A 20,167-nucleotide genomic window follows, 5' to 3' on the forward strand; every position below is an offset into this window, starting at 1 on the left:
TACCAATAGTTCTTGTTTGCATTTAAATGATAAAACTTAAGTTATCGAGTCAATCCGCGCGCATATAAGCCCGCGCGGGTTGACTGGGCATCAGTGAGTCCAGCGTGGCTGGGCTGCCTGTGCTGTTACTTTGCCGTCAGGTCGGAAAGGGTGCCGCCGGTTGCATCTTTGCCTTTGCCTTTACCGGCACGCAGCACTGGGTAGTACTGGGTGAAGACAAAGTCGTCGGCTGCCGATGCGTCGTGGCAGGCATTGCAGGCGGCGGTCGGGAAGGCGGTTGCGGTGTCGGTCAGCGCCTTGTGGTCTGGCGTCGAGAAACTGAAGTAGGCCCAGTTGCCAGGCTCTTTCGGGAACAGCTTCTTGCTCTTGATCGTGGCTTCCAGGCCGATGAAGTCGCCTTCAAAGTAGCCTTTGCCGCTAGGTGCGGCCTTGCTGCCGACGTCGATCAGTTCTTTAACCATGATCGCGCCGTCACGGAAGGTGCCCTTTTCTTTCCATTGATCCCAGCTTTTGCGGTCAATGTAGACGTTGTGGAATTCAGGAAAAGCGGCCTTGCCGTTGTTCATGTCATTCGGGGTTAGCGGGGTGCCCACGAATACCCATTCGCGATAGCCCGTTGGGCGGTCCAGCTTGCCGTCTTTAAATGTATAAAGCTCGCCGCCAACTGCCGCGCCTGCAATAAATATTTGGCCGATTGTCCCGGCGAGGGCTAAGCCCAGCAATGATTTCTTGATTGATTTCATGGCTAACAAGTCCTTGTAAAGTTTTATACACATTGCGTCGTGCAATGCTTGCGGAACATTAGCTCATAATATTGAAGTTGTGTAAGCACGTGTGCGTAGTATCTGACCAAGAACCCATCGCTATATGTGCTGAAACCTGCTGGCGCATTAATAACAAGATAAATATGTAGGAATATGACTACAAAGATTTACCTTCCGTCAGATAGTTTGCTGATAAGTTTTATATGAGCTGTTTTCAGCAAGTTACTAGTTGAAAAATAGGGATATAAATCAAGCCTGCATAACTTAAGTATGGGTTTTGTTAATTATATTTTTGGTGGACATGCACGACGCGACATCATGCGTGGCGCAGGATGAATGGAGGCGTGCCGAGATTGGCAGAGGTGTTGGGCGTGAGCGTTTTGCGAGGCGGGTCAGTCAGGGTATTCATCGCAGCGTGTGCGCAGACGGGTTTCGCGTGTGCTCGACCCGTCTGTTGATCGGCTAATCACTCGATATTTTGGACCTGCTCGCGCATCTGCTCAATCAATACCTTGAGGTTTACGGCCGCTTGGGTGCTGCGCGTGTCGAAGGCTTTTGAGCCCAGGGTGTTGGCTTCGCGGTTGAGTTCCTGCATGAGGAAATCAAGGCGGCGACCGGCTGCGCCTTCGGCATTGAGAACCCGGCGGACTTCAGTCACATGGGTGTTGAGCCGATCCAGCTCCTCGGCGACGTCGCTCTTTTGTGCCAGCAGCACCATCTCTTGTTCAAGACGTTGCGGGTCGAGTTCGGCTTGCATCTCGACGCAGCGATCAAGCACCTTCTGGCGTTGTGCCTTGAGCATTTCCGGCACCAGTTCGCGCAATGTCACGACCTGCTCGCTGATGCCGTCGAGGCGTTCACTGAGCACTTTTGCCAGTTCGGCGCCTTCACGCTTGCGGCCTTCTTTCAGCTCGCGCAGGGCCTTGTTGAATGCGTCCAGCGCGGCTTTGTTCAAGGCTTGTGGATCGCTGGCATCGGCAACCAGCACGCCAGGCCAGGCCAGAACTTCCAGCGGATTGAGCGGCGCAGGTTGATTGATCAGGCCGGCGATGGTCTCGGCCGCTGCGATCAGCTGCGAGGCGCGCTCGCGGTCAACCTGCAACTCGCCCGCGCTATTGTCTTCGGTATAGCGCAGGGTGCATTCGACCTTGCCGCGCGAGAGGCCTTTGCGCAGTGCGTCGCGTACCGAGCCTTCAAGGTCGCGGAACGACTCCGGCAGGCGCAAATGCGGCTCAAGGTAGCGATGATTGACGGAGCGCAGCTCCCAGCTCAGCGTGCCGTTGGCCACAGTCTGCTCGTTACGGGCGAAGGCGGTCATACTGTGGATCATGAAGCTAACCTCGGAGTCTGTCTGATGCATTGAGCGACGATTGTAGCGCAGTGTGTCGGGCGGCCCAATTGGTCATGTCGCCGTAAGGCTCGGACCTTTATAATGGGCGCCAGAATTCTATACAGAGTGGGTATACCTTGATGAAACGTCCAAGTGGCCGCAGCGCCGACGAGTTGCGCGCAATCCGCATCACCCGTAACTACACCAAGCATGCCGAGGGTTCGGTGCTGGTTGAGTTCGGTGATACCAAGGTGATCTGTACGGTCAGCGTCGAGTCGGGCGTTCCGCGCTTCCTCAAGGGCCAGGGTCAGGGTTGGTTGACGGCTGAATACGGCATGCTGCCGCGTGCAACCGGTGACCGTAACCAGCGTGAAGCCAGCCGTGGCAAGCAGGGCGGTCGTACCTTGGAAATCCAGCGCCTGATCGGCCGTTCGCTGCGCGCTGCGCTCGACATGTCTAAGCTGGGTGAAAACACCCTGTACGTCGATTGCGATGTGATTCAGGCAGACGGCGGCACCCGTACTGCTTCTATCACCGGTTCGATGGTGGCCTTGATCGACGCGTTGAAAATCATCAAGAAGCGTGGCGGCCTGAAAGGCGGCGATCCGCTCAAGCAGATGATCGCAGCTGTTTCCGTTGGCATGTACAAGGGCGAGGCGGTACTCGACTTGGATTATCTGGAAGACTCGGCAGCCGAGACTGACCTCAACGTGGTTATGACCAGCGCTGGCGGCTTCATCGAAGTGCAGGGCACCGCCGAAGGCGCGCCTTTCCAGCCGGAAGAGCTGAATGCCATGCTGGCGTTGGCAGGCAAGGGCGTTAATGAGTTGTTTGAGATTCAAAAGGCCGCACTGGCCGATTGAGCCAATGAGTCAGGAGGGCAAGTAATGGATCAACAAGAGCCACAGGTACCCGTACCCGCTCCCAGCCAAGAAGCACGGCAATGGGCAATGTTCTGCCATTTTGCGGCTTTTCTGGGGTTTGTTTTTCCGTTCGGTAATCTGATCGGGCCGCTGATTCTCTGGCAAATCAAGAAGGATGTAGATCCTTATGTGGATGCGCAGGGTAAAGAGGCGCTGAACTTTCAGATTAGCGTGAGCATTGCCTTCATGATCAGCGTGCTGCTGATGCTGGTGGTGATCGGCTTCATGTTGGCGAGCCTAGTAACTATTGCCGGCATCGTGCTGGCGATCATTGCCGGGATCAAGGCTAACGAGGGCCAGGCCTATCGTTATCCCTTTAGTTGGCGGCTGATCAAGTAGACATAAAAAAACCGGCGCGAGCCGGTTTTTTTATGTCTGGCGGTTTATACGCTGAGAATCCAGTCGTAATCCACCGTCAGTGCAGCGTGCTGCGAGAAGCGTGGCTGACGTGGCAGGCGTGCGGTGCGCACACTGCGGCGCATGCCGGGTGTGAGCAACTGGTAATCGAAGCGATAACCGAGGTTGAGCATTTCTGCCTGCTCGTTATCCGGCCACCAGCTGAACTGGTCGCCTTCACGATTCACTTCACGCAGGGCGTCAACGTAGCCCATGTTGTTCAGCACTTCATCCATCCAGGCCCGCTCTGGCGCCATGAAGCCGGGTGATTGCTGGCAGTCGCGCCAGTTCTTCACATCCAGCTTCTGATGCGCGACGTACAGCGAGCCGCAATAAATGTACTCGCGGCGCTTGCGGCGCTGCTTGTCCAGATAATGGGTGAAGTCGTCCATGAACTTGAATTTTTGATTCAAGCTCTCATCGCCGTCCTGCCCCGATGGCAGCAACAGAGTGGCGATGCTTACTTTATCGAAATCTGCCTGCAGGTAGCGCCCGTAGCGATCGGCCATTTCAAAGCCGAGGCCGCTGATTACCGCCTTGGGCTGCAAACGCGAATACAGAGCCACGCCACCTTGGCTTGGTACTTCTGCATCGCAGGCATAGAGGAAATAGCCATCCAGTTGGAAGGCTTGGTCGTCCAGCTCAAAGGCGGAGGCACGGGTGTCCTGCAGGCAGATCACGTCGGCATTCTGTGCTTGCAGCCAACTGAGCAAACCGCGCTCGACTGCAGCATGAATACCATTCACGTTTACACTGATGATCCGCATAAATGGCCCCCAAAAACACGTGCGTGTATGATACCCGAGGTCGTGTCTATTAGCTAAATTCCTAGTCAAATCTCTGTTTTTTGGGGCTTTCCATGCAAGCATACCAACGCGAGTTTATTCGTTTTGCCATTCAACGCGGTGTTTTGCGCTTTGGTGAGTTCACTCTCAAGTCGGGGCGCACCAGTCCATACTTCTTCAATGCGGGCCTGTTTGACAGTGGTTCGGCGTTGGCGCAACTGGGGCGATTCTATGCCGCAGCAGTCGCAGATAGCGGTATTTCTTTCGATGTATTGTTCGGACCAGCCTACAAGGGTATTCCGCTCGCGGCTACCACTGCTGTCGCATTGGCTGATCATCATGAGCACGATGTGCCCTGGTGTTTCAACCGCAAGGAAGCCAAGGACCATGGCGAAGGCGGCACGTTGGTTGGAGCGCCGCTGGCCGGCAAAGTTCTGATTATCGATGATGTTATTACCGCGGGAACGGCGATTCGCGAGGTCATGCAGATTATTCAGGCGCAGGGTGCGACGGCTGCTGGCGTTTTAATTGCATTGAATCGTCAAGAGCGTGGTAAAGGCGAGTTGTCAGCCATTCAGGAAGTCGAGAGGGATTTCGGTATTCCGGTTGTCAGCATCGTTTCGCTGGAGCAAGTGCTTGAGTATTTGGCAGAAGATGCTGAGCTTAAACAGCACCTTCCAGCGGTTCAGGCTTATCGCGCTACCTATGGAGTCTGACGTTAATAGATAAGGAAAATACAATGCCCAAGTCGGCCCTAAACCCCTGCTTGTTGCTGATAACCCTGCTGCCCACACTGGCCTTTGCCGGTGAGTCTTATCGTTATATCGATAGCAAGGGTGGCGTGGCGATTAGCCGTCAGGGTGTTCCGCCTGACTCGATTGCGCGCGGCTATGAAGTGCTCAACGATCAGGGGCGGGTAATTCGTGTGGTGCCGGCGGCATTGAGCCGCGAAGAAATGCAGCAAAAACTGGATGCGCGCGACAAGGTGGCTGCTGACGCCCAATTGTTGCGCATGTACAGCTCGGTCGAGGACATCGATCGTGCCCGGAAACGGGGTCTGCAAGAGTTGGATGGGGTTATCGGTGTGGCGCGGGGCAATTTGCAGTCAGTACGTTTGCAGCAGTCTCAGCTGCAACAGAAGGCCGCTGAATATGATCGCGCCGCAACTCCGGTTCCGGAGGATGTGGTTAGCCGCATCAACAACCTCAAGGGCGAGGAGCGTCGGCTGCAGGACGATATCAAGCGGTATCAGGATACCCGTCTGAAAACCGAGGCCAGCTTCAACAATGAGCGTGCGCGGTTTGTTGAGCTAACACGCACGCAATAACCATCAATGCATGGCTTCGCGCTTTTGCGCTTGGCCATGCATTGGCTGGTTTTCAGCGGTTACAGATTTGTGTACCGACGCCGCTGTCGGTGAAGATTTCCAGCAATACGGCGTTAGGTACGCGACCATCGATGATGTGCGCGCTGGTCACGCCGCCTTGCACCGCTTCCAACGCGCAGCGGATTTTCGGCAGCATGCCGCCGTAAATGGTCCCGTCTGCGATCAGCCTGTCGACCTGTTCGGTGTTCAAACCTGTCAGAACCTGACCTTCTTTGTCCATCAGGCCGGCAATGTTGGTCAGCAGCATGAGCTTTTCAGCTTGCAGCGCTTCTGCAACTTTACCTGCAACCAGATCGGCGTTGATGTTGTAGGACTCGCCATCCGGGCCCACACCAATCGGCGCAATAACCGGGATGAAGTCGCCCTTGACCAGCATGTTCAGCAGTTCGGTGTTGATCCCGGTGACTTCGCCAACATGGCCGATATCAATGATCTCGGGCTGGGTCATTTCAGGTGTCTGACGACTGACTTTGAGCTTCTTGGCGCGGATCAATTCGGCATCTTTACCGGTCAGGCCGATGGCGCTGCCGCCATGACGGTTGATCAGGTTGACGATGTCTTTGTTGACCTGACCACCGAGCACCATCTCTACCACGTCCATGGTTTGTGCGTCGGTAACGCGCATACCATCAACAAAGTGGCTTTCAATCGACAGACGCTTGAGCAGGTCGCCAATTTGCGGCCCGCCGCCGTGTACGACGACCGGGTTGATGCCCACGGCCTTCATCAGCACGATGTCACGGGCAAAGTTGGTCTTCAGCTCGTCACTTTCCATGGCGTTGCCGCCGTATTTGACTACCAGCGTCTTGCCGACAAAACGGCGAATATACGGCAGTGCTTCAGAAAGAACCCGGGCTACCTGAATGGCGGCATCACGTTCGAGGGGCATGCTGGACTCCACTACTGAATCGGTCATTAGAACGGTACATCAATGTCGGGTGCGAGACTGTTCAGCTGGGTGCGGAACACCGTCTTGATGCGCTCCAGCTCTTCCTCGGTCTCGGCTTCAAAGCGCAATACCAGCACCGGAGTGGTGTTGGATGCGCGAACCAGGCCCCAGCCTTTCGGGTAATCGACGCGAACACCATCGAGTGTGGTGATTTTGGCTTCGCCCCAGCTACCGTCGTCTTGCAGGCTCTGGATCAGCTGGAACTTGTTGGCGTCGGTAACTTCGATGTTGATTTCCGGCGTCGAAATATCGCTCGGGAAGGCATTGAAGATGCTTTCGGCGTCTTTGTCTTCCTGGCTGAGAATTTCCAGCAGGCGTGCGGCGCTGTAAATGCCGTCATCAAAACCGAACCAGCGTTCCTTGAAGAAAATATGGCCACTCATTTCACCGGCCAGCAGAGCGCCGGTTTCTTTCATCTTCTTCTTGATCAGCGAGTGGCCGGTCTTCCACATCACCGGACGGCCGCCGTAGCCGCTGATTAGCGGGATCAGACGACGCGTGCATTTAACGTCGAAGATGATGTCGGCGCCGGGATTGCGCGAAACCACATCCTTGGCGAACAGCATCAGCAGGCGATCCGGGTACACGATCGTGCCTTTATTGGTCACAACACCTACTCGGTCGCCGTCACCGTCAAACGCCAGGCCGAGGTCGGCGTTGTGCTCTTTCACCGCTGCGATCAGGTCGACCAGATTCTCAGGCTTGCCCGGGTCCGGGTGATGGTTCGGGAAGTTGCCATCGACGTCGCAGAACAGCGGGATCACTTCGCAGCCCAGCGCTTCAATCAGCTGTGGTGCGATGACGCCAGCCGCGCCATTACCGCAATCGACTACTACGCGCAGGTTCTTGGCCAGCGCGATGTCGTCACGAATCTCGGCAAAGTAGCGCTCGAGTACATCGACCTGCTCGACGCTGCCGTTGCCGCTGGCCAGATCGTTGTTGTCGATGCGGGTTTTCAGGGCCTGAATCTGCTCGTTAGCCAGCGTGTCGCCGGCGACAACGATTTTGAAACCGTTGTAATCCGGCGGGTTGTGGCTGCCGGTGAGCATGACTGCAGACTTGCCGCTGAGGATGTTGGCCGCGTAATAAACCACCGGCGTTGGCACCATGCCGACATCGCTGACATTGCAGCCACAATCGACCAGGCCTTGAATCAACTGCTCAACCAACTCTGGCCCCGAGAGGCGGCCATCGCGACCTACAGCAACATTGGGCTCGCCTTTTGCGAGGCTTTCGGAACCCACTGCGCGGCCAACCCAGTAAGCGGTTTCGGGCGTTAAGGTACGGCCCACGACGCCGCGAATGTCATACGCGCGGAAAATGTCTGCGGGAAGCTTGGGTGCAGTTATTTCAGTAGTCATTACAGGTGCTTGCTCCAATTCCAGAGGGTCCTGGTCATTGTCGAGAATGTCGATATCGAGGATATCAGTGTCTTGAAACAGGGGTGGCGCAGGCTCGGCCGGCTTGGCTGCCGGTTTGGCCGGCGGCTCGTTGCTGCGGCGCGGCATGCTCGCCAATAATTGGGCGAGGTGGCCGAGTTCTGGCAGGTTGAGGCTAAATGATTTGACGCTCTTACCCACTGAGAGTTCGCCAATCAGCTGGCGAAGCTGATCGACGTCTTCGCTGAGTTGTTGCTTGAGACCGCGCGAGGCCAGCTTGAAGCCAAGCAATAATCCGCCCAGCGCAATGAGTGCGGCGAGCCCCAGCAGCGGCCATGAAGGCCACGTGGGTTGCAGTTCAGGGCCAGCGCTGAAGCTTAATTGCCAGTTCTGATTGCCGCTGCTCAGGGTTTCACTTGCCTGGCCGCCATTACCGCGCTGGCTCAGGGTTTGCGCCGGGGCGCTGGCGAATTTCTGAGTGAGCACGATTTGGCCAATGCCGGCCGGCAATTCGGGTACGCCCGCCATGACGCGCTTAAGGTCGAATGCCAGCAGCAGGGTGCCGAGCACGGGCGAGTTGCTGTCTTTACGCACGGCTGCGGCGCTATACACCACCCACTGGTCGCCGATCTTATAGGCCTCGACGGCTGCGTCCTTGCCTTTCTCGACACGATTGATCATGTCCAGTGCGGCGTAGTTGAGCGGCGCCCGACGGTCTGCCTGCAGCGCGCCTTTGCCGCGCGCAGTCAGGTGCGCATCGACAATGCCTTGCCAATAGCTGAGCGTTGCCTCGGTGCTCTGGATCTGGCCGGGGTCCTGGCTTTGCAAAGCCGCAACCAGCGCCGGGCTCTGCGCGGCGGTCTGGGTGTCGGCGGCCAACTGCTTGAGCGACTGTTGCAGCGCTCCGGCCTGGCTGCTGCTCCAGGCTTGGCTTAGCTGTTGGCGCTGCTGCTGGCCATTGTCGTACAGGCTGTAGGCAACGACTGCTGTCGCCAAGAGCCAACCGCCGATGGCGATAACCAAGCCGGGGTTGCTTTGCCTTGAGGTGGCTTCGGCGCCTTTGGCAGGTGAGCTTGGGGCCAAGGGGTCTTGTTGTTGTTTTTTTCCGCTTTTAAATAGCTTCACTCAGTCATTCCCGACAATAGTCCGTTGATGTCTCAAGTGCCCTTAGTGACTGCCAGAGTGCCCGAAACCGCCGGCGCCACGCTGGCTCAGGTCAAATTCCTCGACCAGATCAAAATGCGCCTGGACCACTGGAACCAGAATCAGTTGGGCGATGCGCTCACCAATGGCGACGGTGAATGCGCTCTGGCCGCGGTTCCAGCACGAAACCATCAGCTCGCCCTGATAATCCGAGTCGATCAAGCCGACCAGATTGCCCAATACGATGCCGTGTTTATGGCCAAGGCCCGAACGCGGCAGAATCATTGCGGCCAAACCCGGGTCGCCGATATAGATCGACAAGCCGGTTGGGATCAGTACGGTTTGCCCCGGCTCGATAACCAGCTCTTCTTTGAGCATAGCGCGCAGGTCCAATCCCGCCGAACCTGGTGTGGCATAAGCTGGCAGCGGGAATTCAGCGCCGAGGCGCGGGTCGAGAATCTTGGCTTGTAGTGCGTGCATATCAGGCTCTGTAATGTGTTGGCTGTGGCGGATCGCGTTCGGCCTAGCCGCGGTTGTTCAGGCGATCGGCGATGAATTCGACCAGTTGCCGGGCAATCTTGCCCTTGCTGGTTTGGGCGAAACTATTTTTATGCAGCTCGCGGTCAATAATGGTGATGGCATTCTCTTCGCTGTTGAAACCAATAGTAGGATTGGCAACGTCATTGGCGACGATCAGGTCAAGGTTCTTGTCCTTGAGTTTGCGCGAAGCATATTCCAGCAAGTTTTCAGTTTCTGCAGCGAAGCCAACGCTAAACGGGCGATCTTCGCGTGCCGCCAGTGTCGCCAGAATGTCGGGGTTGCGGACCATCTGCAGAAGCAGGCCATCACCGCTGGTGGGGTCTTTCTTCAGTTTGTGCTGCGCGACAACTTCGGGGCGGTAATCGGCAACTGCCGCTGCGGCGATCAACACGTCGCACGGCATCGCGGCCTCGCAGGCAGCCAGCATGTCGCGCGCGCTGACCACATCAATACGATTGACCCGATCCGGCGTCGGCAGGTGCACCGGGCCGCTGATCAGGGTGACTTTGGCACCGGCTTCGGCGGCCGCCTCGGCCAGCGCAAAACCCATTTTGCCGGAGCTGTGGTTGGTGATGTAGCGCACCGGGTCGATGTTTTCCTGGGTCGGGCCTGCGGTAATCAGCACATGCACGCCAGTGAGCATCGCATTCTCGAAGCAGTCAGCGGCCAGTTGCGCCAGATCATCAGCCTCCAGCATGCGGCCAAGGCCAACATCGCCGCAGGCCTGGCTGCCAGACGCCGGGCCAAACATGCGAATCCCGCGGGCACGCAGCTGCTCGACGTTGCTCTGGGTCGCGGGATCGCGCCACATGGCCTGATTCATGGCCGGCGCCAGTGCGACCGGCGCGTCGGTGGCCAGTACCAAAGTGGTCAGCAGGTCGTTGGCCACGCCTTGGGTCAGGCGCGCCATAAGGTCAGCTGTGGCGGGTGCGATCAGTACCAGATCGGCCCAGCGCGCCAGTTCGATGTGGCCCATTGCCGCTTCTGCAGCGGGGTCCAAAAGGTCCATGTGCACTGGGTTGCCGGACAGCGCTTGCAGCGTCAGCGGAGTAATGAACTCGCGGCCGCCGTGGGTCATGACCACGCGTACCTCAGCCCCTTGGTCCTTGAGTCGGCGGACCAGCTCAGCGCTCTTGTAAGCGGCAATGCCGCCGCCTACACCGAGAATGATGCGTTTGCGATAAAGCCGCTGCATAGGCTTGCCTTATATAAGGTGGATGTGCGCCACGGTGTACGCCCCTCCCCAGGTCGGCCACCGCGTAAAAAGATGGGCTACGATATCACAGCGGCCGCATTGCGGCAGCGGCTGCGCAGCAGGAGGCTGCGAGGCGCCTACAGGGTTGTGGGCGCGAGACTCAACAAGGAGGTGTGCATGAGCATTCGCGATTGGCCGGAGGCAGAGCGCCCGCGTGAGAAACTGTTGGCGCAAGGCGCAGCGTCCCTGACCGACGCTGAGCTGCTGGCGATATTCCTGCGCACCGGCGTTGCCGGCAAGAGTGCGGTGGATTTGGCGCGGCATTTACTCTGCGAGTTCGGCGGCCTGCGCAGCTTGCTTGAAGCGGACCAGCCTGTATTTTGCCTGCATCTGGGCTTGGGGCCGGCGAAGTTTGCGCAATTGCAGGCTGTGCTTGAAATGGGCCGTCGGCATTTGGCTGAGCAATTGCGCCGCGACTCGGTGCTGGAAAGTCCGCAAGCGGTGCGTAATTACCTTAAAGCGCTGTTGCGCCATGAGCCGCACGAAGTGTTTGGTTGTCTGTTTCTCGATGCCAAGCACCGGGTGCTGGCGTTTGAGGCGCTGTTTCAAGGCTCGATAGACAGTGCCAGCGTCTACCCTCGCCAAGTGGTTAAGCGGGCATTGGCGCACAACGCGGCGGCGCTGATCCTCACCCATAACCATCCATCAGGTGTCGCCGAGCCGAGCCAGGCCGACCGCGTGCTGACGCAACGTCTCAAGGCTGCACTGGAATTGATCGAGGTGAGGGTGCTTGATCACTTCATCGTCGGCGATGGCGAACCGCTGTCGATGGCCGAGTTCGGCTGGTTGTAAGGGGTCGGGGGCTGGCGTGTGGCCTGCCCCCGGTTGCGCTTACTTCGCAATAGTGACCTTGGCGAAGTCCTGCCGGCCGAACGGGCTGACCTCGTAGCCGCTGACGTTGCTGCGAGTCAGGGCGAACGCCGTAGGATGTGCCAGCGGTAACCACAGCGCCTGCTGCTGGATAATCTGTTGCGCCTGCTGGTAGATGTCACTGCGCTGCGCCTGGGTGATTGCGGTTTTGCCATCGCTGATCAGCTTGTCCAGCTTGGCGTCGCAAAAACGCGCAAAGTTGAGCCCGGATTTAACCGAGGCGCAGGAGAATTGCGGGGTCAGGAAGTTATCCGGATCACCGTTATCACCGGCCCAGCCCATGAACAGCAAGTCATGCTCGCCAGCCTTGGCCCGGCGAATCAGCTCGCCCCATTCGATCACCTTGATCTCGGCCTGAATGCCGATCTTGGCCAGATCCGCCTGCAGCAACTGCGCACCCAGCTTGGGGTTGGGGTTGAGCAGGCTGCCGGATGGGCGCGTCCAGATCGTGGTTTTCAGCGGTGTTTGCAGGCCCGCGTCTGCCAGCAGTTTGCGCGCCGCTTGCGGGTCATATTTATAGCCTGGCAAGTCCTTTGCGTAGCTCCAGGTGTTTGGCGGGTACGGACCATTGGCCGCCTCGGCGCTGTCTTCAAATACCGCCTTGAGGTAGCTGGCCTTGTCGAATGCCAGGTTGATGGCTTGGCGTACCTCCGGCTTGTCCAGCGGCGGGTGCTCGGTGTTGATGCCAACGAAGGCGGTCATGAATGCTGCTGTCTTGACCACGCTGATCGAGCTGTCATCGGCCACCGCCTGTACGTCCAGTGGTTTCGGCGACAGGGTGATCTGGCACTCATTGCGCCGCAGTTTCTGCAGGCGCACGTTGGCGTCCGGGGTAATGGCGTAGATCAACTTATCCACAGCGGGTTTGCCGGCGAAGTAAGCAGGGTTGGCGTCGTAGCGCACTACGGCGTCCTTCTGGAAACGCTTGAATATGAACGGCCCGGTGCCGATAGGCTGTTTGTTGAGCGCGTCCGGCGTGCCGGCCTTAAGCAGTTGGTCTGCATATTCGGCCGAGTAAATCGACGCGAAACCCATGCTCAGCGTGGCGAGAAAGGTCGCATCCGGATGCGTCAGGTTGAAGCGCACAGTGTGTGCATCGGGCACTTCGATGCTTTTTACCAGCTGCGGTAATTGCATGGACTGCGCATGCGGGTAGCCGCTCTGGGCCACTTTATGCCACGGGTGATCGTCGTCGAGCATACGCTGGAAGCTGAACAGCACGTCGTCGGCGTTGAGCTTGCGCGTCGGTTTGAAATAGTCGGTGGTGTGAAAGCTCACATCGTTGCGCAGCTTGAAGGTGTAGCTGAGGCCGTCGTCAGACACTTGCCAGCTCTCGGCCAGGCTGGGCGTCAGCTTGGCGCTGGTGGCGTTGTAATCGACCAGTCGATTCATCAGTACGTCGGCCGAGGCGTTGGTGGTGGTCAGCGAGTTGTACTGCACCACGTCGAAACCATCCGGGCTGGCTTCCGTGCATACACTCAGGGTCGCTGCATTCACCAGTAGCGGGCTCATGAGTAGAGGTGCGATAATTAGGGGTAGGGCGTTAAGGCGCATAACCAGCTCCTGAGTAATAAGGCGAGCATCCATTGGCGCTGAAAGCAGGCAGTTTGGCCAGCACGCGCACGAGCAAAGTCTTACCCTAGACCATAAGTTGCTCACAGAACAATCAAATCGGGCGACGAGTGGTATTATCGTCCAAGCCCCCACGTAGAGGCCTGATGCGCTAAATCGCGGTTTGCGCGGTGAGTGGCTTTTTGCGTTTAAGGTTGTTGCTCGAGAGTCTTTCTGGTATAAAGCAGCGCTCTTTTCTAGGGGCCCGGTTGTTGCGCTTTCAGGTGTGGCCGGTAAGACCCTCGAGAAACGCGGCGCTTTGCGCCAATGACATTGAATTTAAGCGGCCAACCCATGCCGGGTTGGGCATGTGGTTTTAGAGGGCTGAGGCATGTCGAGAGTCTGTCAAGTTACCGGTAAGGGTCCGGTAACCGGGAACAACGTTTCCCACGCACACAACAAAACCCGTCGTCGTTTCCTGCCAAACCTGCAGCATCACCGCTTCTGGGTTGAGTCTGAGAATCGCTTCGTACGTCTGCGCGTATCTGCCAAAGGCATGCGTTGCATCGACAAGCGTGGCATTGATGTTGTGCTGTCCGAGCTTCGTGCTCGTGGCGAAAAGGTTTAAGGAGCTAAATCATGCGTGAATTGATCCGTTTGGTGTCGAGCGCCGGTACTGGCCACTTCTACACCACCGACAAGAACAAACGCACCACTCCGGACAAAATCGAAATTAAAAAATTCGATCCGGTTGTGCGCAAGCACGTGATCTACAAGGAAGGCAAGATCAAGTAATTGATCAAGCATCCTTGCTGAGAGAGCCCGCTTTTTAGCGGGCTTTTTCTTGCCTGCAATTTAGTGTTTTACCCTTGTGCGCATCATTCAGGCACAAAAAACCCGCCACAAGGACGGGTAAGGGTGTTGCGTGAATCGTGCGAGTATCAGTTTGAGGCTTGCTCGAAGATCACGTAGACCTTGCGACATGCCTCCAGCACTTCCCAAGTGCCGTTGAAGCCGGCTGGGATGACAAAACGGTCGCCAGCTCTGACAGTTTTGGCGTTGCCGTCCTGGTCACGCAGAACGGATACACCCTGCAGAATTTCGCAGTATTCAAATTCGGTGTAGCTGACATTCCATTGGCCGACAGCGCCTTCCCAAATGCCAGCATTGAACTGGCCGCACGGGCTGCCGTAATGATTGATAACGCTTTGCGCCGGATCGCCCTTGAGGACTTTCTCGGGGGCTGGGCGGTAGTGCTCGGCTTTGCTTGAGGAGTTGGCGAAGTCGACGATCTGCTGAATGTTCATTTTATTGTCTCTGTCAGGCGTTTAATTTGTCAGGCACAAAGGCAGATTTGGCTGAAGATTTGGCGCAGTCTATGTTTAATAAAACGAACATGACAAGCCGCTAAGGGCATAAAGTGTCAAATATATTGAAATTTAGCGTTGCTCTGGTTTAGTGTTGCTCACAGGATTGTGAGGCTCTGCGCCACGACAAAAAATTGCAGGTGTGCGGTGATAAATCCGGCACACTTTCTACAGCCATAGAGGATATTCGCATGACTAGTTTGACTCGCGCCGACTGGGAACAGCGCGCCAAGACGTTGAAAATTGAAACCCGAGCGTTTGTACACGGTGAATACTGCTCGGCTGAGTCGGGTGAGACGTTCGAATGCCTTAGCCCGGTAGACGGTCGTTTGTTGGGTCATGTCGCCAGCTGTGATTTGGCCGATGCCGAACGCGCTGTGCGTGACGCCCGCGCTACTTTCAACTCGGGTGTCTGGTCGCGCATGGCGCCGGCCAAGCGCAAGCAGATCATGATCCGCTTTGGCGACTTGATCGCTGAGCATGCTGAAGAACTGGCGCTGCTCGAAACCCTCGACATGGGTAAGCCGATCAGCGACTCGCTGAACATCGACATGGCTGCTGCTGCCAACTCCATTCGTTGGAATGGCGAAGCCATCGACAAGGTATACGACGAGGTAGCGGCCACCGAGCACGATCAGCTGGGTCTGGTCACTCGCGAGCCAATCGGTGTGGTTGCCGCGATCGTGCCGTGGAACTTCCCACTGCTGATGAGCTGCTGGAAGCTCGGCCCGGCGCTGGCCACCGGTAACTCGATCATCCTCAAGCCTTCAGAAAAATCCCCGCTGACCGGCATTCGTGTTGCCCAGTTGGCGATTGAAGCCGGTATCCCGGCTGGCGTATTCAACGTGCTGCCAGGCTTCGGCCACACTGTGGGCAAGGCTCTGGCCCTGCACATGGACGTCGACACGCTGGTATTCACAGGTTCGACCAAGATCGCCAAGCAGCTGATGGTTTATGCGGGCGAATCGAACATGAAGCGCGTTTGGCTGGAAGCAGGCGGCAAGAGCCCGAACATCGTCTTCGCTGACGCACCAGATCTGCAAGCGGCTGCTGCTTCGGCTGCCGGTGCAATTGCGTTTAACCAAGGTGAAGTGTGCACCGCCGGTTCGCGTCTGTTGGTTGAGCGTTCGATCAAAGACAAATTCGTACCGATGGTGGTTGAAGCGATCAAAGGCTGGAAGGCCGGCAACCCGCTCGACCCGGAAACCAATGTGGGTGCACTGGTTGATACCCAGCAGATGAATAACGTACTGCGTTACATCGAAGCGGGCCACAAAGATGGCGCCACGCTGGTTGCGGGCGGCAAGCGTGTGATGGAAGAGACTGGCGGCACTTACGTTGAACCGACCATTTTCGACGGCGTGAACAATGCCATGACCATCGCTCAGGAAGAGATCTTCGGCCCGGTGCTGTCGGTTATCGCCTTTGATGATGCGGAAGAGGCCATTGCTATCGCCAACGACACCATTTATGGTCTGGCTGCTGCGGTCTGGACCAGCAACCTGTCCAAGGCTCACCAGACTGCCAAAGCGCTGCGCGCCGGTAGCGTCTGGGTTAACCAGTACGATGGCGGCGACATGACCGCACCGTTTGGTGGTTTCAAGCAGTCGGGTAATGGTCGCGACAAGTCGTTGCACGCGTTCGACAAGTACACCGAACTGAAATCGACCTGGATCAAGCTTTGATCCACAGCAGGGCTTAACCGCCTTGTAGCAGTATCAGGTCCGCCCCGCGATCGGGGCCGGCTCTTGTGAGCCAAACCTGCGGCCGGGTTTCCCGGGGGATTTATCCCTCTGGAGGCTCGGCCGTTTTGCTTTGTAGGCCTTACAACAGAAGGAATCTGGACATGCGTTGGGGTACCTATTTCGCCGTTTCCATGGCGGTCATCAGTATTGGTCTGGCATTGGGTGTGACCATGCCGCTGGTATCGTTGCGCCTGGAAAGCTGGGGATATGGCTCGTTCGCAATCGGCGTGATGGCCGCAACACCCGCCGTTGGCGTACTGCTTGGCGCCTCGCTGGCCGGCAAACTGGCGGGCCGTTTTGGCACGCGTGCGTTGATGCAGATGTGTCTTTTGGTCGGCGCCGTGTCCGTATCAACGCTGGCATTGGTGCAGAACTATGCGGTGTGGGTGGTGTTGCGCCTGCTGTTGGGCGTGGCGCTGACCATGGTGTTCATTCTGGGTGAGAGCTGGATCAATCAGCTGTCGATCGAGAAATGGCGCGGTCGTCTGGTGGCGCTGTACGGCACCGGCTACGCCCTGAGCCAGCTGTGCGGGCCGTTGTTGCTGACGGCGTTGGGCACTGAAGGTGATCATGCGTTCTGGACCGGTACTTGTCTGTTGATTGGCGGCTCGCTGTTGCTGCTTGGCCGCACAGGTGCGCCCAAGGTCGGCGGGCATAGCGTCTCGCTCAAGGGATTGGTGGTGTTCTGCCGTAAGCTCCCGGCCATTGCCTGGGCGGTGGCGTTATTCGCCTCGTTTGAAGCGATGATGCTGACGCTGTTGCCCATTTACGGCCTGCGTCAGGGTTTCACACAAGACGTTGCGTTGTTCATGGTCAGCGTGGTGGTTGTCGGGGATGCGGTGCTGCAACTGCCGATCGGCTGGCTGGCGGACGTGATGTCGCGGCGCAACCTGTTCCGCGGGTGTGGTGTGGTGCTGATGCTGTCGAGCCTGAGCATTCCGCTGGCCTTGCACTCGTCTGTTATCTGGCCTGTTCTGGTGTTGTTCGGCGCCAGTGCCGGCGGCTTGTTCACCCTGTCGTTGATTCAGATTGGCGAGCGTTACCGTGACGATGAACTGGTGCGCGCCAACGCTCACGTGTCGCAGTTGTGGGGTATTGGTTGTCTGGTCGGGCCACTGGCAACGGGGGCTGCCAGCCAGTGGGTGAGCGGTCACGCATTGCCGTTGTTGATGGCGCTGGGCGCGGCTGGTTTCGTGGTACTTGCCTGGCGTCGGGATGAACTGCCGCAGACGGTATCGGCCACCTAATCGATTCAGCCGGTTTCGTGGAGCAGTCTGGCGACGGTTTCACCGACAATCCGCACTGCGTTTTCAATTTCGTCAGTGGCTTTGCTGGCGTAATTGATGCGCAGGCAATTGCGGTACTTACCGGCCGCTGAAAAGATGCTGCCCGGCGCTATCTGGATCTTGTGCTCAAGCAGCGCCTGATTCAGGTACACGCTGTCGAAGCCTGTCGGCAGCTCAACCCACAGCATAAAGCTGCCCAGTGGACGACTGATCCGGGGCTCGCTGGGGAAGTAGCGGCTGACCCAGTCGATCATCTGGTCACGGCTTTGCGCATACTGGCTGCGCATGCGCCGCAGGTGCGGCTCGTAATGGCCGGCGGCAAGAAACTCGGCCAGTGCCAGTTGCGGCAGTTGGGCGGTGCTGCCGGTGCCCATGTATTTCATGTGCAGCACCTGTTCCTGATAGCGGCCAGGTGCAATCCAGCCAACTCGCAGGCCTGGCGCCAGGGTTTTCGAGAATGAGCTGCAGAGCAGCACGCGGCCGTCACGGTCGTAGGATTTGATGGTGCGTGGGCGCGGGTAGCTGAACGCCAGTTCGCCGTATACGTCATCCTCGATAATCGCCACGTCGTAGCGTTGGGCGAGGTCGAGCAGGGCGCGCTTGTTCGCATCGGGCATGATGTAGCCCAGCGGGTTATTGCAATTCGGGGTCAGCTGTATGGCCTTGATCGGCCATTGCTCCAGCGCCATCTTCAATGCGTCGAGGTTGATTCCGGTGATGGGGTCGGTCGGCAATTCCAGTGCCTTCATGCCGAAGCCCTTGAGCGCTTGCATGACCCCATGAAAACTCGGTGAGTCGACCGCAACAATATCGCCGGGCTGGCAAATGGCGCGGATAGCGGCCGAGAGCGCCTCATGGCAGCCCGTGGTCACAACGATTTCTTCGAAGGGAATCTGGCAGCCCGAGTCGATCATTAACCGCGAGATTTGCTGGCGCAGGCTCTGCTCGCCACGGATACAGCCGTAAGTCAGCACGCTGGCGTCTTGGCGTCGGCTCAAGCGCGACAGCGAGCGCAGCAGCGGTTTCAGGGTGGGCGCAGTGATGTCCGGGCGGCCCCGGCCGAGTTGCAGCAGGCCGTTATGCTCTGGGCTATGGCTGATTTGATCCAGGACCTGGTCCCATTGAGAGACTTCGACCGGTCGCAGTGCCGGTCGGCCCACTTGGGGCAGGGCAGGGACTTTACGCTGCGGTGAAACAAAGTAGCCCGATTTGGGTTTGGGTGTTGCCATGCCCTGATCTTCAAGGTGGCGGTAAGCCTGTTGCACGGTGCTCAAGCTGACGCCGTGCTCGATGCTGAGGGCGCGCACGGAAGGCAGGCGATCCCCTGGCCGATACAGACCTTGCTCGATTCTGGAGCTGATCAGCGTTGCGAGGTCGATATAAAGCGTCATGCGCGCGTCCCTTGGTGCTGGCCGTCTGTTCGGCGATGAACCAGTACAGTTGTCGCTGAAAAGTGTGATTCAGACGGCTAATTGGCAAATCTGTATGGATTTAATAATCATTTTTTGAATCTGTCATGCTTTTTCGGCAAAGCCCATGATGATTGCTCGAATGGGCTGATTGCCGGGAGAAGGAGATGAACGGATTAAGTGATGTAAGGCTGTCGTTGGCCGCGCAGGAGTTACAGCACAGTGCTCAGACGACACTGGCTGGCCGTGTTGAATACGGGCCGCAGGTGTCGCGCTGGACTCTGATTCTGCGCCGCTTGAGCACACGGCGACAGTTGCTCAAACTGACCGACCAGCAACTGCAGGACATCGGCCTGACCCGACAGCAAGCGAATCGCGAGGCGTCGCTGCCGTTCTGGAAGTTATGAAATTTAGTCAGACCGCTGGCGTCTCGGTTACGCTGCCAGCCAACGGATAGGAGTCGATCATGGATATCGCAATTTTAACTTTTGAAGGCTTCAACGAGCTCGATTCATTCATCGCTGCCGGTATCCTCAACCGCCTCAAGGGTTCGGGCTGGAATGTGCAGATCACCTCTCCTGCGGCCACGGTGACCTCAATGAATGGCGTGCGCATCGAAGCCCAGCAACCGTTGGAGTTCGCCAATAGCGCCGATGTGGTGCTGTTCGGCAGCGGTATCCTGACGCGCGATATCGCGCAAGACCGCTCGATTCTGGATCAGTTACAACTGGACTCGTCGCGGCAGCTGATTGGCGCCCAGTGCTCGGGCACTTTGTTGCTGTCGGTATTGGGCTTGCTTGATGGCGTGCCGGCCTGTACCGATTTGCTGAGCAAGCCGTGGGTGGTCGAGTCTGGGGTTGAGGTGTTGCAGCAGGCGTTTTTTGCCAAGGGCAATGTCGCCACGGCAGGCGGCTGCATGGCTTCGCAATATCTGGCGACGTGGGTGATTGCCAAACTGGCGGGTACTGCGGCGGCCGAGACGGCAATCCACTACGTGGCGCCGGTGGGCGAGAAGGAAGCCAGCGTGGCGCACAGCCTTTCGGTGGTCATGCCTTACATCTGAAACCTTAACCGGCGCATGCAGCAAC

The 20,167-nt window shown here is 57.7% G+C and carries 21 protein-coding genes; 11 read left to right on the top strand and 10 right to left on the bottom strand.

Translation table 11 applies throughout. The features are described 5' to 3' along the window. Positions 1-125: 125 nt before the first annotated feature. A complete protein-coding gene (locus BM395_RS06470; RefSeq protein WP_090509943.1) occupies positions 126-743 on the bottom strand; it encodes a cytochrome P460 family protein in 618 nt (205 codons plus the stop codon). Between the two features lie 487 nt (positions 744-1,230). Beyond that, complete coding sequence (locus BM395_RS06475) at positions 1,231-2,094, bottom strand: YicC/YloC family endoribonuclease (protein ID WP_090509945.1); 864 nt, start codon at positions 2,092-2,094, stop codon at positions 1,231-1,233. A gap of 140 nt (positions 2,095-2,234) precedes the next feature. On the opposite strand from BM395_RS06475, the gene rph reads away from it, so the two are divergent. Together rph and BM395_RS06485 are read left to right on the top strand one after the other, a co-directional pair. Then, positions 2,235-2,957: a ribonuclease PH gene (gene rph, locus BM395_RS06480; protein ID WP_069898529.1), complete on the top strand. Its 723-nt coding sequence runs from the start codon at positions 2,235-2,237 to the stop codon at positions 2,955-2,957. Between the two features lie 24 nt (positions 2,958-2,981). Next, complete coding sequence (locus BM395_RS06485) at positions 2,982-3,356, top strand: DUF4870 domain-containing protein (RefSeq protein WP_090509949.1); 375 nt, start codon at positions 2,982-2,984, stop codon at positions 3,354-3,356. A 44-nt stretch (positions 3,357-3,400) separates the two neighbouring features. Here the strand turns inward: BM395_RS06485 and BM395_RS06490 are convergent, their stop codons facing one another. Next, the gene (locus BM395_RS06490) at positions 3,401-4,180 is read right to left on the bottom strand and encodes an exodeoxyribonuclease III (RefSeq protein WP_069898527.1); all 780 of its coding nucleotides are present in this window, start codon (positions 4,178-4,180) and stop codon (positions 3,401-3,403) included. 92 nt (positions 4,181-4,272) lie between these two features. Between BM395_RS06490 and pyrE the strand changes: the two genes are divergently transcribed. Beyond that, positions 4,273-4,914: an orotate phosphoribosyltransferase gene (gene pyrE, locus BM395_RS06495; protein WP_069898526.1), complete on the top strand. Its 642-nt coding sequence runs from the start codon at positions 4,273-4,275 to the stop codon at positions 4,912-4,914. Between the two features lie 23 nt (positions 4,915-4,937). Then, complete coding sequence (locus BM395_RS06500) at positions 4,938-5,525, top strand: DUF4124 domain-containing protein (protein ID WP_090509951.1); 588 nt, start codon at positions 4,938-4,940, stop codon at positions 5,523-5,525. A 52-nt stretch (positions 5,526-5,577) separates the two neighbouring features. Here BM395_RS06500 and argB read toward each other — a convergent pair whose 3' ends face one another. From argB to coaBC, 4 genes are all read right to left on the bottom strand, one after another. After that, entirely contained in the window at positions 5,578-6,474 is an 897-nt protein-coding gene (argB, locus tag BM395_RS06505) for an acetylglutamate kinase (RefSeq protein ID WP_069898574.1), read from the bottom strand. A gap of 26 nt (positions 6,475-6,500) precedes the next feature. Further along, positions 6,501-7,895, bottom strand: a complete 1,395-nt coding sequence (gene algC, locus BM395_RS23445; protein ID WP_201970339.1) for a phosphomannomutase/phosphoglucomutase — start codon at positions 7,893-7,895, stop codon at positions 6,501-6,503. A gap of 1,185 nt (positions 7,896-9,080) precedes the next feature. After that, positions 9,081-9,536 (bottom strand): dUTP diphosphatase, encoded by a 456-nt coding sequence (dut, locus tag BM395_RS06515; protein ID WP_069898523.1) that lies wholly within the window; start codon positions 9,534-9,536, stop codon positions 9,081-9,083. Between the two features lie 43 nt (positions 9,537-9,579). Further along, positions 9,580-10,791: a bifunctional phosphopantothenoylcysteine decarboxylase/phosphopantothenate--cysteine ligase CoaBC gene (gene coaBC, locus BM395_RS06520; protein ID WP_069898522.1), complete on the bottom strand. Its 1,212-nt coding sequence runs from the start codon at positions 10,789-10,791 to the stop codon at positions 9,580-9,582. Between the two features lie 177 nt (positions 10,792-10,968). On the opposite strand from coaBC, the gene radC reads away from it, so the two are divergent. After that, on the top strand, positions 10,969-11,643 hold the full coding sequence (gene radC, locus BM395_RS06525) for a RadC family protein (protein WP_090509954.1): 675 nt from the start codon (positions 10,969-10,971) through the stop codon (positions 11,641-11,643). A 39-nt stretch (positions 11,644-11,682) separates the two neighbouring features. Here radC and BM395_RS06530 read toward each other — a convergent pair whose 3' ends face one another. Continuing rightward, positions 11,683-13,275 (bottom strand): ABC transporter substrate-binding protein, encoded by a 1,593-nt coding sequence (locus BM395_RS06530; protein WP_090509955.1) that lies wholly within the window; start codon positions 13,273-13,275, stop codon positions 11,683-11,685. Positions 13,276-13,663: 388 nt separating this feature from the next. Between BM395_RS06530 and rpmB the strand changes: the two genes are divergently transcribed. Further along, positions 13,664-13,900, top strand: a complete 237-nt coding sequence (rpmB, locus tag BM395_RS06535; RefSeq protein ID WP_010489195.1) for a 50S ribosomal protein L28 — start codon at positions 13,664-13,666, stop codon at positions 13,898-13,900. 11 nt (positions 13,901-13,911) lie between these two features. Continuing rightward, positions 13,912-14,067 (top strand): 50S ribosomal protein L33, encoded by a 156-nt coding sequence (rpmG, locus tag BM395_RS06540; RefSeq protein WP_002551515.1) that lies wholly within the window; start codon positions 13,912-13,914, stop codon positions 14,065-14,067. A 146-nt stretch (positions 14,068-14,213) separates the two neighbouring features. On the opposite strand, the gene BM395_RS06545 is transcribed toward rpmG, so the two are convergent. Then, positions 14,214-14,579 carry a cupin domain-containing protein gene (locus tag BM395_RS06545; RefSeq protein ID WP_069898519.1) on the bottom strand — a complete coding sequence of 122 codons (366 nt, stop codon included), beginning with the start codon at positions 14,577-14,579 and terminating at the stop codon, positions 14,214-14,216. 251 nt (positions 14,580-14,830) lie between these two features. Between BM395_RS06545 and BM395_RS06550 the strand changes: the two genes are divergently transcribed. Both BM395_RS06550 and BM395_RS06555 read left to right on the top strand, forming a co-directional pair. After that, positions 14,831-16,324: an aldehyde dehydrogenase gene (locus BM395_RS06550; protein WP_090509960.1), complete on the top strand. Its 1,494-nt coding sequence runs from the start codon at positions 14,831-14,833 to the stop codon at positions 16,322-16,324. 161 nt (positions 16,325-16,485) lie between these two features. Further along, the gene (locus tag BM395_RS06555; protein ID WP_090509962.1) at positions 16,486-17,631 is read left to right on the top strand and encodes an MFS transporter; all 1,146 of its coding nucleotides are present in this window, start codon (positions 16,486-16,488) and stop codon (positions 17,629-17,631) included. Between the two features lie 5 nt (positions 17,632-17,636). Here BM395_RS06555 and BM395_RS06560 read toward each other — a convergent pair whose 3' ends face one another. Beyond that, on the bottom strand, positions 17,637-19,061 hold the full coding sequence (locus BM395_RS06560; RefSeq protein WP_090509965.1) for an aminotransferase-like domain-containing protein: 1,425 nt from the start codon (positions 19,059-19,061) through the stop codon (positions 17,637-17,639). A 185-nt stretch (positions 19,062-19,246) separates the two neighbouring features. Between BM395_RS06560 and BM395_RS06565 the strand changes: the two genes are divergently transcribed. Together BM395_RS06565 and BM395_RS06570 are read left to right on the top strand one after the other, a co-directional pair. Next, the gene (locus BM395_RS06565; RefSeq protein WP_090509967.1) at positions 19,247-19,486 is read left to right on the top strand and encodes a DUF1127 domain-containing protein; all 240 of its coding nucleotides are present in this window, start codon (positions 19,247-19,249) and stop codon (positions 19,484-19,486) included. A 59-nt stretch (positions 19,487-19,545) separates the two neighbouring features. Next, positions 19,546-20,142: a DJ-1/PfpI family protein gene (locus BM395_RS06570; RefSeq protein WP_090509970.1), complete on the top strand. Its 597-nt coding sequence runs from the start codon at positions 19,546-19,548 to the stop codon at positions 20,140-20,142. The last annotated feature ends 25 nt before the right edge of the window (positions 20,143-20,167 follow it).

This window comes from Pseudomonas marincola (assembly GCF_900116605.1).
GTDB lineage: Bacteria > Pseudomonadota > Gammaproteobacteria > Pseudomonadales > Pseudomonadaceae > Aquipseudomonas > Aquipseudomonas marincola.